The following is a 17,391-nucleotide window of genomic DNA, read 5'->3' as shown; positions in this document are numbered from 1 at the left end:
TGATACGCCTGCGTCAGGAGGCGAGGACCTCGTCGAGCACGGTCGAGGCCGCCTCTTCGTCGGTCTTCTCTGCGAGCGCGAGTTCGGAGATGAGAATCTGGCGCGCCTTGGCGAGCATGCGCTTCTCACCCGCGGAGAGACCGCGATCCTGATCGCGGCGCCACAGGTCGCGCACGACCTCGGAGACCTTGATCACATCGCCCGATGCGAGCTTCTCGAGGTTCGCCTTGTAGCGGCGCGACCAGTTGGTCGGCTCCTCGGTGAAGGGGGCCCGGAGCACCTCGAAGACCTTGTCGAGGCCCTCTTTGCCGATGACGTCGCGGACGCCGACCAGGTCGACGTTCTCAGCGGGCACCTCGATGACGAGGTCTCCCTGCGTGACGTTCAGCTTGAGGTATTTCTTGGTCTCGCCCTTGATGACGCGGTCTTTGACTTCGATGATCGTCGCGGCACCGTGGTGGGGGTAAACGACGGTTTCGCCAACCTCAAAAAGCATGAATAGATGTCCTTTCGGCAACTATCAGGATATCACATTCGGGATCATGCTAAGGTTCCGCCCCCTCTCGAGCCGCACGGCCCCCGTACGATATGCTCGGTTCCGATCGCTTCGCGCCCGGGCCCCTGCTCGCGCGCACCACGCACTTGGAGGTTCTGTGAAGGCGCGTCTCGCGGCATCCGCTGCTCTTGCCCTCGGCATCGCGCTCGGCGCGAGCGGCTGCTCGATGGTCACCTACCAGGCGACGACCGAGCACTACGACGCCAGCGACGGCGTCTCGCTCGACGTCGGCGACCTCGACCTCCGAAACGTGCTCGTCGTGTCGGACGACGGCGTCGACGGCACGCTCGTCATGACGATCGTCAACCGCGGCACCGAAGACCGCTCGCTCGACGTGCAGTTCGGCGCCGGCGGCGGCGACACCCAGACCATCGACGTCGAAGCCGGCTCCCAGGTCGTGTTCGGCGTCGACGAGGTCGAGGGCACCGACCTCGTCGAGCCCATCGTGCTCGAAGACATCGACACACTTCCCGGCGCATTCCTGACGATGTACTTCCAGTACTCGGGGGCCGAGGGCGTCGAGAAGCTCATCCCGGTGCTCGACGGCCGGCTTCCCGAGTACGAGCACCTCGTTCCGTAGCCTCGGCGAACAGACCTGAACGGGTGGGAGGCTTCGGCATCCCACCCGTTTCGCGTGCCGCCTCAGGCCTCGAAGCGATACCCGAGTCCGCGCACGGTGACGAGTTGCACCGGCTCCGACGGCGCGACCTCGATCTTGCCGCGGATGCGCTTGATGTGCACGTCGAGCGTCTTCGTGTCGCCGAAGTAGTCGGAGCCCCAGACGCGGTCGATCAGCTGGCCTCGAGTGAGCACGCGGCCGGGGTTGCGCATGAGCAGTTCGAGCAGCTCGAACTCCTTGAGCGGCATCGGCACGGGCACGCCGTCGACCTCGACCGTGTGCCGGTCGACGTCCATGCGCACGCGGCCGCCCTCGATGACGGCCTCGTCGAAGTCCTCGATCTCGATGCGCCGGCGCAGCACCGCCCGGATGCGCGCGAGCAGCTCGCGCGTCGAGTACGGCTTCGTGACGTAGTCGTCGGCGCCGAGCTCGAGGCCCACGACGATGTCGATCTCCGAGTCCTTCGCCGTGAGCATGATGATCGGCACGGTCGAACGGCTGCGGATCTCGCGGCACACCTCGGTGCCCGGGAGCCCGGGCAGCATGAGGTCGAGCAGCACGAGGTCGGCGCCCGCCCGGTCGAACGCCTCGACGGCCGACGGGCCGTCGTCGGCGACCTCCACCTCGTACCCCTCGCGCTCGAGCAGGAAGCTCAGGGGGTCGCTCAGTGCGATCTCGTCTTCGACGAGCAGGATGCGGGTCACGGGCGGTCTCCTCGTTCGGTGGCCGCGGATGTCGCGGCCGATGATGCCGTGGGCTCGGCGGGTTCCGCGGCGGGCTCGGCGAGCGGCAGGCGGATCATGAAGGTCGACCCGCGGCCGGGCTGCGACCACACGCGCACGTCGCCGCCGTGGTTCTGCACGGTGTGCTTGACGATGCTGAGGCCGAGCCCCGTGCCGCCGGTGTTGCGCGATCGCGCCTGGTCGACCCGGTAGAACCGCTCGAAGACGCGCTCGAGCTCGTCGGCCTCGATGCCGATGCCCTGGTCGGTGACCGCGATCTCGACGACATCGCCGTCGACCTTGACGCCGACGCCGACCCGGCCGCCCGGGTTCGAGTACGCGATCGCGTTGGCGATGAGGTTGTGCACCGCGACGACGAGAAGCGCCCGGTCGCCGTACACCTGGGCCTTCGCGCCGGCACGCACGGCGACCTCGACCTGCTTGCCGCCGGCGACGACCCGGTTCTGGTCGACGGCCGCGGCGACGACCTGGTCGACGCGCACGAGCCGGTCGGGCCGCAGTGCATCGCGGGCCTGCAGCCGCGAGAGCTCGATCACCTCGCTCGTGATGTGCGCGAGCCGGGCGGCCTCGACCGAGAGCCGGCCCGCGAAACGGCGCACCTGCTCGGGTTCGTCGGCGGCCTGGTCGAGCGCTTCGGCGAGCAGGCTGACCGAGGCGATCGGCGTCTTCAGCTCGTGACTGATGTTGGCGACGAAGTCGCGGCGCACCTCGTCGAGGCGATGCGCCTCGGTGCGGTCCTCGGCCAGCAGCAGTACGAAGCGGGTGCCGAGCCGGGCGACGCGCACGTGCAGGCGCAGGGTCGAGTCGCCGAACGGCCCGCGCGCGATGGTCACCTCGTCGACGAGGGGCTCGCCGCCACGGCGAACGGATGCCGCGAGCTCGAGCAGCTCGGGATGCACGAGGGTCTGCTGCCGCACGAGACCCATCGCGAGCGCGCCGGGCGAGGCCCGGAGCACGTTGTTCGAGGGGTCGAGCACGATGCCCGCGGACTCCAGCACCTCGAGCACCTGATCGACCCCGTCGGGGATCGTCGGTGCGACGACCTTCGCCGCGCTCGAGCCGCGGCGCTCGGCCATGTGCAGCACGATCATGAATGCGGCGCCGAGGAAGATGCCGAAGGCCAGCGCGGTGAGCACCGACCAGGTGGAGTCCATGGCACCAGACTAACCAGCCGCTCGGGCTCGATCGGCCGTTGTCCCGCTGTGCGGCGGTACGTTAGGGAGTGTTCAGAATCCCGGCACCTGTTGTTCATCTTGCGCGGGGAGGATGCCCCGAGGGCCGGATCGCCCGGGCACTTCCGCGCCCGGCACGGGCCGCGGCAGTACAGAGCTCGACAGAGCAGACAAGGATCCGAAGACATGCGTGAGGTGTTCCAGCAGGAACTGCGCGAGGTGCAGGAGCGGCTCGTCGAGCTCGCCGCACTCGTGGCCGACTCGATCGACAAGGCGACGCGGGCGTTCAACGAGTCCAACGTGAGCCTCGCCGAAGAGGTGATCGCCGACGACGACCACATCGACCAGCAGACGGTCGCGCTCGACGAACTCGCGATCACGATCCTCGCCAGGCAGCAGCCGGTCGCGCGCGACCTCCGCATCGTCGTGAGCGCGCTGCGCATCAGCGCCTCGCTCGAGCGCATGGGCGACATGTCGACCCACATCGCCCAGCTCGCCCGCTACCGCTTCCCGGACAAGGTCGTGCCGAAGTCGCTGCGGCCGACCTTCGCCGAGATGGGCCGGCTCGATGTCGAGATCGCGCGGCGGCTCGTCGAACTGCTGCGCACCGAAGACGTGCACCTCGCCGAGGAGATCCGGAACGAGGACGACAAGATCGACGCCCTGCACCTGCGGGTCTTCGACAAGGTGCTCGGCGAGACGTGGAAGGGCGAGGCCGTCGACACGGTCGACGCAACCCTCGCGAGCCGATACCACGAGCGATTCGCCGACCACGCGGTGTCGATCGCCAAGAAGGTGCAGTACCTCGCGACGGGTGACTGGGACCCGGAGAAGTCGGCGCTCTGACACGTGCGCCGGCCTCTGGCCGGAGCGTGCGGGAAGGCCCGGCGGATGCGACATCCGCCGGGCCTTCGTCGCTCGTGGGGGGCCTGCGCTATTTCTTGCCCTGCGCCGCCACCGCGGCCGCGCCGGCGGCTGCCGCCTCGGGGTCGAGGTACTCGCCCGGGCCGAGCGGCATGAAGTCGTCGCCGAGGCGGTAGACGAGCGGGATGCCGGTCGGGATGTTGAGTTCGGCGATCTCGTCGTCGCCGATGCCGTCGAGGTGCTTGACGAGTGCGCGCAGCGAATTGCCGTGCGCGGTCACGAGCACCGTCTTGCCGGCCGCGAGATCGGGCACGATGCCCTCGTGCCAGTACGGCAGCATGCGCGCGATGACGTCTTTCAGGCACTCGGTGCGCGGCAGTTCGTCGTCGGCCAGGTTCGCATAGCGCGGGTCGCCGACCTGCGAGTACTCGGCGTCGTCGGCCAGCACGGGCGGCGGCACGTCGAACGAGCGGCGCCAGAGCTGGAACTGCTCGGGGCCGTACTTCTCGAGCGTCTCGGCCTTGTCGAGGCCCTGCAGGGCACCGTAGTGGCGCTCGTTGAGACGCCAGGAGCGGCGCACGTCGATCCACGCGCGATCGGCGACGTCGAGGGCGATGTTCGCCGTCTGGATCGCGCGCGTGAGCACCGAGGTGTGCAGCACGTCGGGCAGCAGACCCGACTCGACGAGCAGTTCGCCCGCGCGTGCCGCCTCGGCCGTGCCGAGTTCGCTGAGCCGCACGTCGACCCAACCGGTGAACAGGTTCTTCTGGTTCCATTCGCTGTTGCCGTGGCGAAGCAGCACGAGGGTGTGTGGCATGCGATCAAGCCTAGCGGCGAGGCATCCGTCGGCCGATCGCCGACTGTTGTGCGGGCTTCTCGACGGAATCATGATCGACGTACCGACAAAATCTGTCGGCATTATGACAACTTTCGCTTGACCAACGCCATAAGTCACCCCTAGGTTCGGGATCGGACGCGCACTGTCGCTCGACCGTTCGAGCGCGGGCCGGCCATTCGGAATCGATGGAGGTCTCATGCTCACCCGTTTACAACCGGCCGCCGGGCGGCTGGTCGCTGTGATACTCACGGCGTTGCTCACCGTCGGAGTCATGATGGGGGTGGCGACCCCGGCGCAGGCTCATGACGGCGGGTCGCACATCCTCATCTTCACGAAGACGACGCAGTACCGTCACACCGACGCGATCGACAAGGGCACACCGCTCATCACCGCGGCCCTCGAGGCCGAGGGCATGGAGGTGACGCACACCGAGGACTCGACGATCTTCAACGACACCGATCTCGCGGGCTTCGACGCGATCATCATGTTCCAGGCGTCGGGCGACCCGTGGAACGCCGATCAGAAGGCGGCGCTCGAGCGCTACCAGCAGGCGGGCGGCGGCATCGTGGCGATCCACAACGCCACCGACATGCGCGGCAACTACACGTGGTGGGACAACCTCGTCGGCTCGCTCATGCCCGGACACGCCGCGACCGGCAGCGACCCGGGCCAGGCCGGAACCGTGCGCATCGAAGACGACACGCACCCCTCGACGGAGCACTTCGAGTCGACGCGTTGGGAGCGCGGCGACGAATGGTACAACTTCTCGAACAACGTGCGCGGCACCGCACACGTGCTCGCGTCGATGGACGAGTCGACCTACGACGCCGGCGGCAACAAGATGGGCTACGACCACCCCATCTCGTGGTGCAAGCCGTATGACGGCGGTCGCACGTGGACCACGGCCATGGGCCACTACGGCTCGCACTACTCGGAGCCGAAGTTCATGCAGCACATCGTCGGCGGGGTGAAGTACGCGGCCGGCCTCGAAGAGGGCGACTGCGGCGGCACCGTCTGGGACAACTTCGAGAAGGTCTCGCTCGACCAGAACACCTCGGCTCCCTTCGCGATGGACGTCGCCGAAGACGGCCGCGTGTTCTACACCGAGCTCGTGCGCGGAGAGGTCCGCGTCTGGGACCCCAACACGAACGCGGTCACGACCGCTCTGAAGCTCGACGTCTACTCGGGTGGTGAAGACGGCCTGCTCGGCATCGCCCTCGACAACGACTTCACCGAGAACGGGCGACTCTACCTCTACCGTTCGCCCAACGCGGCCGACAACTCCGATCCGTCGAGCTTCTTCAGCCGCGTCTCGCGATTCACGATGGTCAACGGCACGATCGACCCCGCGTCCGAAGAGCTCATCATCGAGTTCCCGGCGCGTCGCCTGCCCGATGAGCCCGGCCACACCGGTGGCGGTCTCGACTTCGATGCACAGGGCAACCTGTTCATCAGCATCGGCGACGACGTGAACCCGCACTCCGAGCCGTCGGGCGGCTACGCGCCGCTGTCGACACGTCCGGGCACGTTCCACGATGCTCGCGAGACCTCGGCGAACACGAACGACCTGCGCGGCAAGCTCCTCCGCGTCACGCCGAATGCCGACAGCCCCGGTTACACCATCCCCGAGGGCAACCTCTTCGACGAGGCGCTGGACACGGCGGACAAGACCCTGCCCGAGATCTACGCCATGGGGTTCCGCAACCCGTTCCGTTTCTCGGTCGACCAGTCGAACGGCGCCATCAGCCTCGCCGACTACTCGCCCGACAACGGCTCCGACGCGCCGGCCACCCGTGGCCCGGCCGGCATCGCCGAATGGAACTACATCACGAGTCCCGGCAACTACGGCTGGCCGCTCTGCATGGGCGACAACGAACCGTTCCGGAACGTCGACTACACGACGAACCCGGTGACGGTCGGCGACTACTTCGACTGCGACGCGCCGATCAACGACTCGCCCCGCAACACCGGTCTGACCGAGCTGCCGCCGGTGCGTGCCGCTGACATGTCGTACGGCTACAAGCGCTCGTCGGTGCCCGGGATCATCCCCCAGGGCGGCGGTCTCGCCCCCATGGGCGGACCGGTCTACAACTACGACCCCGAACTCGAGTCCGACACGAAGTTCCCGGCCTCCTACGACGGCAAGCCCTTCTTCTACGAGTGGGCGCGCAACAAGATGTACTCGATCCAGCTGAAGGACGGCGCGACCGGCGGCGACCACGCCGTCGAGAAGGTCAACGCGTTCCTGCCGCAAGAACAGTTCCTCGCTCCGATCGACTCGCGGTTCGGCCCCGACGGGTCGCTCTACGTGCTCGACTGGGGCGGCGGCTTCGGTCGCGACAACCCCAACTCGGGACTGCACCGCATCGACTACATCTCGGGCTCGCGTTCGCCGATCGCCAAGGCCACGAGCGATGTGGATTCCGGCCCCGCGCCGCTCACCGTGACGTTCGACGGCACCGCATCGACCGACCCCGAGAACGCGGCACTCACGTTCGCGTGGGACTTCGAAGACGACGGAACCGTGGATGCCACGACCGCGACGACGACCCACACGTACGAGACCGACGGCGTGTTCGACGCTCGACTGACCGTCACCGACCCCGACGGCAAGACCGCGACGACGACCGTGCCGATCACGGTGGGCAACACCCGCCCGGCCGTCTCGTTCACGCTTCCGCCGAACGGTGCGTTCTTCGACTTCGGAGACGACCTCTCGTGGGACGTCTCGGTCACCGACCCCGAAGACGGCACGGTGAACGGCGACGACGTCATCATCCAGCCCGCGCTCGGACACGACGACCACGCGCACCCGCTGACTCCGCTGAGCGGATTCACGGGCACCACGGAGACGACCCTCGGCGGGCACGCTGCCGACGAGGACATCTTCTTCGCGGTCGACGCCCGCTACACGGACGGCGGCGGCGAAGCCGGTGCCAACCCGCTCACGGGCTCCGAGACCTCGCTCGTCTTCCCGAAGCGGAAGCAGGCGGAGTTCTTCGACAGCGCGAACGCCATGACGACGACGCCGAGCCGCGACGTCGAGGGCATCGCGAGCGACAAGGTGATCGTCGGCGGCGACGGCGCATGGGCGCACTTCGACCCGGTGAACTTCCACCGGATCGACGAGCTCGCGATCCGCGTCTCCGCGGTCTCGGCCGGAACCAGCATCGAGCTCCGCAAGGGAGCCGCCGACGGCGAGCTCCTCGCGACGACCGAGGTGCCGGCGACCGGATCGATGCGGTTCACCGACGTGCGCGTCGACGTGAGCGCGTTCCCCGCTGAGACGATGGACCTCTACGTCGTCTTCCGCGGCGGCGAGATCAAGCTCAACTTCCTCGAGGCGATCGGCCAGGGCATGTCCCCGGTGGCGTCGCCGACGGTTGCGATCACCGCACCCGAGCAGGACGTCGAGCTGGAGCCCGGACAGGACGTCACCGTCACGGCCGATGCCGCAGGCGACGTGAAGCAGGTCGAGTTCTTCGTCGATGGAACCTCCATCGGCGTCGACGACACCGCACCGTACGCCGCCGCCTGGGCCGCACCGGACGAGGGGCTCTACAAGCTCACCGCCGTCGCGACCAACACGGCAGGCAAGTCCACCACGTCTCGCGTCGTGCAGGCCCAGGTCGGCGAGCTCTTCGGCGCTCTCGTGCCCTTCACGAACGCCGACGGCACCTTCGAGCGCATCGGCGACGGCCGGTTCCGCATCACGGGCGCGGGCGACGACACCTGGCAGGGCACCGACGAGTACTCGACGCTGTTCGCACCCGCGGGCGGCGACGACAACTGGGAAGCCGTGGTCAAGGTCGAAGCGCAGCAGAACACGAACGGTTCGGCCAAGGCCGGCATCATCGTGCGCAACGACATGACGCAGCCGGGCACCTCGCCCGGGTACGCGATGGTCGGCATCCGGCCGAGCGGCGGCATCGAGTTCCTCGCCGATCCCGACGGCAACGGCCAGCTGAACACCTCGGTGTCGGGCGGCAGCACGAGCTACCCCGTGTGGGTCAAGCTCAAGCGCAGCGGCGACGACTACACGGCGTACCAGTCGAAGAACGGCACCACGTGGACCCAGGTCGGAGGCACGGTCAACCTGGCCGGCGCCGCCGCCACCCAGGACGTGGGCATGTTCATGGTCTCGCACGCCTCGGGCGCGGGTACGGTCGACTTCGCGGACTTCGCGATCGACACCGATCCGCAGGCTCCGGAGCCCACGCTGCCGCTCGAACCGCTGATGTGCACGGCGGCTCCGCTCTCCGACGAGTTCGACGCACCGGCGCTCTCGCCGTTCTGGTCGATTCGCGAAGACGCGGCGAAGCCGATCACCCAGGGCGACGGGGTGCTGAACGTCCCCGTCACCAACGGCGACATCAACGAGGCCTCGATCGGCCCCGTGAGCTTCGCAGGCAAGCCGCTGCCCGCCGGTGCGTGGGAGGCGACGACGAAGATCACGCTGGAGCACAACTCGCACTGGCAGTGGGCCGGGCTCGTGGTGCACCAGAACGACGACGAGTACAACAAGCTCGCCTTCGTGCGTCACCAGAACGGCACTCGCATGGTCGAGTTCCAGAGTGAGACGGCCGGCGCGCGTACGACGCCGTCCGCTCCGGTGCTGCCCTCCGGGTTCCCGACGACGATCCAGCTGAAGCTCGTGAGCGACGGCACCGTGCTGACGGGGGCCTACTCGGCCGACGGTGAGGTCTGGAGCACCCTCGGCGGCCAGCTGCAGCTCAAGCCGAACGCGAAGATCGGCATCATGGCCGGTGGCGACCTCGGTACGACGCCGGTCACGGCGAAGGTCGACTGGTTCCACTTCAGCCCCGAGCCCGCTGCCGGAGAGGCCGTCGCACCCAGCGACGAGTTCGACGGCGCCGCGCTCGACGGCTGCCGCTGGTCGCAGAGTGTGCGGTACGACTCCAACCACGCGGCCGTCGCCGACGGTCACCTGAAGGTCACGACGCAGCCTGGCGACATCAACGGCAACAACCCGCTGTCGCCGCGCAACTTCATCCTCACCGAAGCGCCCGAGGGCGACTGGGTGGCCGAGACGAAGTTCAAGGCGCCGTTGCTGCACCGCTACCAGCTGGCGGGCCTCATGATGTGGGCCGACGACGACAACTACGTCAAGGCCGACATCGTCGCCTACAACGGGCCGGGCACCGCGCTCGACCTGCGCGCCGAAATGGCGGCCGAGAAGAACGGTGCGGGCTACGGCAGCCGCAACGTCAACATCGCCGACACGACCGAGAGCGGGTACTGGTACGTCCGGGTCACGAAGACCGGAAACGACTACACCGCCGAGGTCAGCGACGGCGGCGTCAACTGGACGCCGCTCGGCGACACCGCGATCACCTTCGACCAGCCGCTGCGCGGCCTCGGCCTGATGGCGATCGGTCCGCAGCAGGAGCAGCCCGTGGTGGTGGAGTTCGACTACTTCCACCTCGAGACGCCCCAGGTCGACACCACGGCGCCGACGACGAGCCTCGAGTGGGCTCCCACGGCGCCCGACGGCGACGAAGGCTGGTTCCGCACGGCACCGACCTTCACGCTCACCGCGAGCGACGCCGACGGCTCCGGAGTCGCGTCGACCGAGTACTCGATCGACGGCGGCGAGTGGATCGCGTACGACGGTGCGGTCGCGGTGACCGGTGAGGGCGAGATCGCGATCGCGTTCCGCTCGACCGACGTCGCAGGCAACGTGGAGGCCGAGGTCTCCGCGACCGCGAAGGTCGACACGGTGGCGCCGACCACCACCGCGACGGTCGAAGACGTCGAGGGCGGCATGCGCGTCACGCTCGACGCGGTCGACGACACCTCGGGAGTCGCGGCGACCGAGTACCGCCTCGACGGCGGCGAGTGGGCGGCGTACACCGAACCGCTCGTCGTGACCGGTGCGGGCGACCACACGGTCGAGTACCGCTCGACCGACGTCGCCGGCTCGGTCGAGGCCGACCAGGCCGCGACGGTCACGGTGGGAGAGCCCGGTCCGATCGAAGTGACGATCATGACCACGGCCGCCTCGCAGTGCCTGAGCGGCACCGCCCAGGTCGCGGTCTACGCGGTCAACACGGGCACCGTCTGGGCCGACATCACCCTCACGACCGAGTGGGGCACCCACACGATCGAGAAGGTCGCGCCCGGTGCCGCGGTGCACCACCTCTTCGACACGGGTGTGAAGAAGATGAAGAAGGGCACGGCGACGGTCACGGCCTCCCACTGGGACGGCACCACCGCCCACGAGGTCAGTCAGGAGGCGGCATTCGCCAAGTCCAACTGCAAGTAGCAGTCGACCGGTACCCGGTGGCCCGGCATCTCACGATGCCGGGCCATCGGCGTGTCACGGGCGTGTCATCGGGCGGGCAGCCCGGGCCACGAGACATCCGAGCCGGTGTCAGCCCTTGTGCACGCCGAGGCGCGGCAGTCTCGGCACCTCGACGGCCGCGCCCGCGTCGGCCGGCACGATCTCGACCTGCGCAGCGGCGACCTCGATGCCGTGGCTCAACACGATGAGCGGAAGATCTGCGGGCACGGCGCGCTTGACGACCGCGAGCGCGACCGGCCCGAGCTCGTGGTGCATGGCCGCCGTCGTGATGCGGCCCACGACCTTGCGCTCGGGCTCTTCGCCGGCTGCCGCAGCGGGGCGCACCCTCTCGCCGACGACCTCGTCGCCCGGCGCGGGCAGCACGGTGTCGCTGCCATCGAGGTGCAGCAGCACGAGCCGCCGCGGCGGGCGGCCGAGGTTCAGCACCTTCGCGACCGTCTCCTGGCCCTTGTAGCAGCCCTTGCCGAGGTCGACGGCGCTGCGCAGCCAGTCGAGCTCGTGCGGAATCGTGCGATCGTCGACCTCGGTCGCGAGGCGCGGGCGCCAGGCGGCGACCCGTAGCGCCTCGGCGGCGAGCGAACCGGCCGCGTCGACCCGGCCGGCGCGCACGGCGGCCGCGGCGTCGGCGAGCGCGGCGCGGGGCACGATGCGCTCGATCCAGTGCCAGTCGGATGCCGGGTGGCCGGCGTCGTGGGCGTACTGGTGCGATCCGGGGCGCGGGTGGGCCCACGGGTCGGCCCAGTCGAGCGGCACGCCCGTCGGGGCGAACGCGGGCGCCGCGGCATCGAGCGCCGCCGTCGCCATCGCGCCGAGCACGGCGACCTCGCCGCTCGCATCGGCGACCTCGACCCGCAGCATGAACCGCATGCGGTCGAGGAACGCGGCGAGCGCGGGCGCCTCGTGGCCCTCGACGACGAGCCAGGTGGTCTCGCCGTCGTCGATCAGGTGCACGGCGTGCTCGACCCGCCCCGAGGCATCCAACAGCAGCGCCTCCGCGCCCTCGCCCGGTTGCAGTCGCGCGACGGCCTGGCTGGCCATGGAGTGCAGCCACGACAATCGGTCGGGCCCGGTCACGGTCACGATGCCGCGGTTCGAGAGGTCGACGATCGCGGTGCCGCGTTCGAGGTGGCGCTGCTCGACGATGGGGTTGCCGTAGTGGCCGGCGACACCCTCGTCGACGCCCTCTGCCGCAACGGCACCGGGGAGTGAGAGGAACGGAGAAGCGGTCATCAGTCGACCTTCGCGAGTCGGGCCGACGCGTGGGTGCGCAGGTCTTGTCCGAGGGCGGCGATGTCCCACGCCCAGAGCAGGTGGCCGTCGACGAGGCCGTAGAGGCGGGTGGCCGCCGCGTACTCCTTCGCGCCGCTGCCGCGCATGACGGCATCGGTCGCGAGGTCGACCCTCGGCCCCGAGACCTGCCCGAGGTAGAGCTCGCTGACACCGCCGGGATGCACGAGCGAGACCTCGATGTCGAAGCCGCCCTCCGCATTGCGCAGCGACTCGACCGATTCGGCGTCGGCGAAGCGCGGCTCGCCGACGGCCGGCAGCATGCCGGGGCCCTGGTCGCCGTCGCCGAGCGGGCGGGCGAGCCGCCAGTGGCCGGTCTCGGTGACGAGCGGCGTCGGTTCACCACCCTCTTCGGCGGGGAACAGCCAGGTGTACGAGGTGTAGTTCAGGTGCGGCAGGCCGTCGTGGCTGAAGCTGACGCGCTGGCCGAACTCGTGGGTGATCGAGTCGTCGCCGATCTTGTAGTCGATGACGCCCGAGCCCTCCCAGACGCCGAGCAGCCACGAGAGCGGCACGAGCTCGGCCGGAAGGTCGACGGGCAGCTCGATCATCGCCACACGTCACCGGCGCTTTAGCGCTGGCCCTTGAAGAGCTTGTAGACGACGACACCGCTGATCCACGCGATCGCGAGACTCGCGAGACCGAGCAGGCCGATGAAGAGGAGTTCGAGGGCGAGCAGCTCAGACATGCTCCGAGTCTATCCCGTTCAGGCCATCGCGACGGGCGCGACCGCGACGGCGGCGATCGCGACGATCGCCGCAGCACCCGTGATGCTGCGGCTGACGCGCACGACGAACCCCACCGGGCGTCGCGTGGCCAGCTGCACGACGAGCGCCCCGACGACGGATGCCGCGAGCACGACGCCGAGCGCACCGTAGACGCCGAGCGACGAGGTGTCGCCGAACCAGACGCCGTTTCCGGCGTAGGCGAGCGCCACGACCACGACGGCCCCGATGAGCGCGATCGCCCAGACGAACGCGATGCCGAGCCATCCGCTCGTCGTGTCGGTCTCGTCCAAATCGTCTCCCCGTTCGTGTCGCAGAGCGCCTCGAGGCGTCCCGTAGTATTGACCGCACCTTACTACTGGAGGCCCTCGACCACCGAAGGGGTACTGTCGTGGCCCAGCTGCTGATCCTCTCGCCGGCCGCCGACGACGACGTCCTCCCGGCACTGTCACTCCTGTCTCACCGAATCCGGGTCATCCCCGCTTCGCCCGAGCAGCTGGTCAGAGCGCCCGATTCCGATCTCGTCTTCCTCGACGCCCGCACGAACCTCGCGGGCGCGAAGGCGCTCTCGCAGATCCTCCGCACCACCGGCCTCTCGGTGCCGCTCGTGCTGATCGTCACCGAGGGCGGACTGGCCGCCGTCACACCGGATTGGGGCATCGACGACGTCGTGCTCGAACACGCGGGCCCGGCCGAGCTCGACGCGCGCATCCGGCTCGCGATCGGCAGATCGCAGTCGTCGCAGCCGAGCGAGCGCATCCAGACCTCGGGCGTCGTGATCGACGAGGCGAACTACTCGGCGAAGGTGCACGGCCGCACGCTCGACCTCACCTACAAGGAGTTCGAGCTGCTGCGCTTCCTCGCGGCGCACCCGTCACGCGTCTTCACACGAGAGCAGCTGCTGAGCGAGGTGTGGGGCTACGACTACTTCGGCGGCACCCGCACCGTCGACGTGCACGTGCGGCGGCTGCGCGCCAAGCTCGGTGAGCTCGACGGCCTCATCGGCACGGTGCGCAACGTCGGCTACCGCTTCAACGTGCACGAAGACGACGAAGGCGCCCCCGTCACCGCCCGTTGAGCTGCGCCTCACCTGCCCGCAACACCTCGATGGCATGATGAGGGGATGACCGCCGACAGCGCCATCGACGACGACCGCACGTCGAGCGACTTCGACGACGACTTCGAGCCGTTCGACCTCGAGGGCGCCCCCGAACTCGCCGCCGAACGCTATCTCGACCGCGAGCTCAGCTGGCTCGCGTTCAACCAGCGCGTGCTCGAGCTCGCCGAAGACCCCAGGGTGCCCGTGCTCGAACGGGCGAACTTCCTCGCGATCTTCGCCTCGAACCTCGACGAGTTCTTCATGGTGCGCGTCGCCGGTCTGAAGCGCCGCATCGTCACCGGTCTCGCGGTGCCCTCGAACGTCGGCCGCTCGCCGCTCGACGTGCTGAGCGACATCTCGGCCAAGGCGCACGAGCTGCAGGAGCGGCACGCGGCCGCCTACCAGCGGCTCGTGAAGCCCACGCTCGCGGAGTCCGGCATCCGCATCATCACCTGGGGCGAGCTCGGCGACGTCGAGCACGAGCATCTGCGCGACTACTTCTCGAAGCAGATCTTCCCCGTGCTGATGCCGCTCGCCGTCGACCCCGCCCACCCGTTCCCCTACATCTCGGGTCTGTCGCTGAATCTCTCGGTGCGCGTGCGCAACAGCCGCACCGGCCGCCAGGAGTTCGCGCGCGTCAAGGTGCCGCAGATGCTGCCGCGGTTCGTGCGCGTCGACCCCGGCGAGTCCATCGAGAACGCCAGGTACGTCGCCCTCGAAGACCTCATCGCCAACCACCTCGGCGACCTCTTCCCCGGCATGGAGATCGTGGAGCACCACGTGTTCCGCGTCACGCGCAACGAAGACGTCGAGATCGAAGAGGACGAGACCGAGAACCTGATCAAGGCGCTCGAGAAAGAGCTGCTGCGCCGCCGGTTCGGGCCGCCCATCCGCCTCGAGATCACCGACGACATGGACGAGGTGACGCTCGGGCTCCTCGTGCGCGAGCTCGACGTCACCGAGCAGGAGGTGTTCCGCCTGCCCGCGCCGCTCGACCTCGGCGGCCTGTTCGACCTCTCGCGACTCGACCGCCCCGAACTGCATTACCCGACCCACGTGCCGACGACCGCGCTGCAACTGCAGCCGAGCGACTCGAACATTCGGGCCGACGTGTTCACGGCGATCTCGCGTCAAGACGTGCTGCTGCACCACCCCTACGAGTCGTTCGCCACGAGCGTGCAGGCCTTCCTCGAGCAGGCCGCGGCCGACCCCGACGTGCTCGCGATCAAGCAGACCCTCTACCGCACCTCGGGCGACAGCCCCATCGTCGAGGCGCTCATCGATGCCGCCGAGTCGGGCAAGCAGGTGCTCGCCCTCGTCGAGATCAAGGCGCGCTTCGACGAGCAGGCCAACATCTCGTGGGCGCGCAAGCTCGAGAAGGCCGGCGTGCACGTCGTCTACGGCCTCGTGGGGCTGAAGACGCACTGCAAGCTCGCCCTCGTGATCAGACAGGAGAAAGGGGGCCTGCGCCACTACAGCCACATCGGCACGGGCAACTACAACCCCAAGACGAGTCGCATCTACGAAGACCTCGGTCTGCTCACCGCCGACGACCAGGTCGGCAAAGACCTCACCCGGCTCTTCAACGAGCTCTCGGGCTACGCCATCGAGAAGAAGTTCAAACGCCTGCTCGTCGCGCCGCTGCACTTGCGAAAGGGGCTCTTGAAGCTCATCGCGGGCGAGATCGCCAATGCCGAGGCCGGCAAGCCATGCGGCATCCGCATCAAGGTGAACTCGATCGTCGACGAGGCCATCATCGACGCGCTGTACCGCGCGTCGAACGCCGGCGTACCCGTCGAGGTGTGGGTGCGCGGCATCTGCAGCCTCCGCCCCGGGATCCCGGGGCTCAGCGAGAACATCACGGTGCGCTCCATTCTCGGGCGCTACCTCGAGCACTCGCGCGTGTTCTCGTTCGTCGGCGACGGCGACCCGCAGGTCTACATCGGCTCGGCCGACATGATGCACCGCAACCTCGACCGACGGGTCGAAGCGCTCGTGCGGCTCGCCGACCCCGCCCATCTGGCCGAGATCGACGCGCTCTTCGACCTCGCGATGGCCGACACGACGAGCTCGTGGTGGCTCGACGGCTCGGGCGAATGGGTGCGGCACGCGGTCGACGACGCCGGGCATCCACTCGACGACATGCAGAATAGGCTCATGCAGCAGATCGGCCAGCGCACCCGCTCGGGGCAGCGCCCGCGATCAGGGTCCAGGCGGTGACGACGGCGATCTACGCCGCGGGGGCCGTCTGCTGGCGCCTCATCGACGGCAAGGTGCACGTGCTGGTCATCCACCGCACGGTCTACGGCGACGTCACGATCCCCAAGGGCAAGGTCGACCCCGGCGAATCGCTGCCGCAGACCGCCGTGCGCGAGATCGAAGAGGAGACCGGGCTCCAGGTCGCCCTCGGCGTGCCGCTCGGCGTCTCGCGGTACCCGCTGCCGAGCGGGCGCGAGAAGATCGTGCACTACTGGGCGGCCGAGGTGAGCGATCGGGCCGTGCAGCGCTCGACCTTCAAGCCCAACGCCGAAGTGGCGGCGCTCGAGTGGGTGACCGTCAAGCGCGCGCGGAGCTACCTGAGCTACGAACCCGACGTCGAGATCCTCGACGCCTTCGCGAAGCTGCTCGACCAGGGCATCACCTCGACGTTCGCGCTCGCCGTCGTGCGTCACGGCAAGGCCGTCGGCCGCTCGAGCTGGCCCGGTGACGATGCGTCCCGGCCGCTCACCGAGCGCGGCGTCGACCAGGCGGCGGGGCTCGTCGCGACCCTCGGCGCGTGGGCGCCCAAGCGCATCGTGTCGAGTCCGGCCGTGCGCTGCGTGACGACGGTCACCCCGCTCGCCGCGGCCGCCGGCCTCGAGATCAAGCGCGACGCCGGCATCAGCCAAGACGCCTGGGAGGCGGGCGACGACGAGGTGCGGCGGGTCGTCGGCAAGCGGGTGCGCGCCGGCAAGAGCGCCATCATCTGCAGTCACGGACCGGTGCTGCCCGAGATCATGCGCGAGGTCGCGCTTGCCACCGCCACTCCGCTCGGTTCCTATGTGACGGATGCCGCGGGGCTCGAGACCGGCGCATTCAGCGTCGTGCACCTCTCGGCGACGAGCCCCGGTTCGGGCATCATCGCGATCGAGACGCACGCACCGCGCGCCTGAGACCTCCCCCA

At 69.0% G+C, this 17,391-nt stretch carries 13 protein-coding genes; 6 read left to right on the top strand and 7 right to left on the bottom strand.

The window, feature by feature from the left end; genetic code table 11:
• Window positions 1-13: 13 nt before the first annotated feature.
• Entirely contained in the window at window positions 14-496 is a 483-nt protein-coding gene (locus tag ACWGST_RS10760) for a CarD family transcriptional regulator (RefSeq protein WP_452046657.1), read from the bottom strand.
• A 157-nt stretch (window positions 497-653) separates the two neighbouring features.
• Between ACWGST_RS10760 and ACWGST_RS10755 the strand changes: the two genes are divergently transcribed.
• Window positions 654-1,136 (top strand): hypothetical protein, encoded by a 483-nt coding sequence (locus ACWGST_RS10755; protein WP_452046656.1) that lies wholly within the window; start codon window positions 654-656, stop codon window positions 1,134-1,136.
• A 62-nt stretch (window positions 1,137-1,198) separates the two neighbouring features.
• On the opposite strand, the gene ACWGST_RS10750 is transcribed toward ACWGST_RS10755, so the two are convergent.
• Together ACWGST_RS10750 and ACWGST_RS10745 are read right to left on the bottom strand one after the other, a co-directional pair.
• On the bottom strand, window positions 1,199-1,879 hold the full coding sequence (locus ACWGST_RS10750) for a response regulator (RefSeq protein ID WP_452046655.1): 681 nt from the start codon (window positions 1,877-1,879) through the stop codon (window positions 1,199-1,201).
• Window positions 1,876-3,072, bottom strand: coding sequence for a sensor histidine kinase (locus tag ACWGST_RS10745; protein ID WP_452046654.1), 1,197 nt, complete (start codon window positions 3,070-3,072; stop codon window positions 1,876-1,878). The genes ACWGST_RS10750 and ACWGST_RS10745 overlap by 4 nt, the downstream gene beginning before the upstream one ends.
• A gap of 204 nt (window positions 3,073-3,276) precedes the next feature.
• Here ACWGST_RS10745 and phoU point away from each other — a divergent pair, with 204 nt between their 5' ends.
• Window positions 3,277-3,936, top strand: a complete 660-nt coding sequence (gene phoU, locus ACWGST_RS10740) for a phosphate signaling complex protein PhoU (protein ID WP_452046653.1) — start codon at window positions 3,277-3,279, stop codon at window positions 3,934-3,936.
• 88 nt (window positions 3,937-4,024) lie between these two features.
• Here phoU and ACWGST_RS10735 read toward each other — a convergent pair whose 3' ends face one another.
• A complete protein-coding gene (locus ACWGST_RS10735; RefSeq protein ID WP_452046652.1) occupies window positions 4,025-4,771 on the bottom strand; it encodes a phosphoglyceromutase in 747 nt (248 codons plus the stop codon).
• 274 nt (window positions 4,772-5,045) lie between these two features.
• Between ACWGST_RS10735 and ACWGST_RS10730 the strand changes: the two genes are divergently transcribed.
• Complete coding sequence (locus ACWGST_RS10730) at window positions 5,046-11,078, top strand: ThuA domain-containing protein (RefSeq protein WP_452046651.1); 6,033 nt, start codon at window positions 5,046-5,048, stop codon at window positions 11,076-11,078.
• Between the two features lie 108 nt (window positions 11,079-11,186).
• On the opposite strand, the gene ygfZ is transcribed toward ACWGST_RS10730, so the two are convergent.
• The 3 genes from ygfZ to ACWGST_RS10715 all read right to left on the bottom strand — a co-directional run bounded on the left by ygfZ (window position 11,187) and on the right by ACWGST_RS10715 (window position 13,422).
• A complete protein-coding gene (gene ygfZ / locus ACWGST_RS10725) occupies window positions 11,187-12,347 on the bottom strand; it encodes a CAF17-like 4Fe-4S cluster assembly/insertion protein YgfZ (RefSeq protein WP_452046650.1) in 1,161 nt (386 codons plus the stop codon).
• Window positions 12,347-12,955 carry an FABP family protein gene (locus tag ACWGST_RS10720; protein ID WP_452046649.1) on the bottom strand — a complete coding sequence of 203 codons (609 nt, stop codon included), beginning with the start codon at window positions 12,953-12,955 and terminating at the stop codon, window positions 12,347-12,349. The genes ygfZ and ACWGST_RS10720 overlap by 1 nt, the downstream gene beginning before the upstream one ends.
• Window positions 12,956-13,110: 155 nt before the next feature.
• The gene (locus ACWGST_RS10715) at window positions 13,111-13,422 is read right to left on the bottom strand and encodes a hypothetical protein (protein ID WP_452046648.1); all 312 of its coding nucleotides are present in this window, start codon (window positions 13,420-13,422) and stop codon (window positions 13,111-13,113) included.
• Window positions 13,423-13,520: 98 nt separating this feature from the next.
• On the opposite strand from ACWGST_RS10715, the gene ACWGST_RS10710 reads away from it, so the two are divergent.
• From ACWGST_RS10710 to ACWGST_RS10700, 3 genes are read left to right on the top strand one after another with little or no spacing between them, the layout of a single operon-like run.
• Complete coding sequence (locus ACWGST_RS10710) at window positions 13,521-14,207, top strand: response regulator transcription factor (protein WP_452046647.1); 687 nt, start codon at window positions 13,521-13,523, stop codon at window positions 14,205-14,207.
• A gap of 45 nt (window positions 14,208-14,252) precedes the next feature.
• Window positions 14,253-16,448 carry an RNA degradosome polyphosphate kinase gene (locus ACWGST_RS10705; RefSeq protein ID WP_452046646.1) on the top strand — a complete coding sequence of 732 codons (2,196 nt, stop codon included), beginning with the start codon at window positions 14,253-14,255 and terminating at the stop codon, window positions 16,446-16,448.
• A complete protein-coding gene (locus tag ACWGST_RS10700) occupies window positions 16,445-17,380 on the top strand; it encodes an NUDIX hydrolase (RefSeq protein ID WP_452046645.1) in 936 nt (311 codons plus the stop codon). Before ACWGST_RS10705 ends, ACWGST_RS10700 begins: the two co-directional genes overlap by 4 nt.
• Window positions 17,381-17,391 lie beyond the last annotated feature (11 nt).

Source organism: Agromyces sp. NPDC055520 (assembly GCF_053619715.1).
Note: the sequence above shows the minus strand (reverse complement) of the source record. Positions and strands in the feature narration are given on the sequence as shown.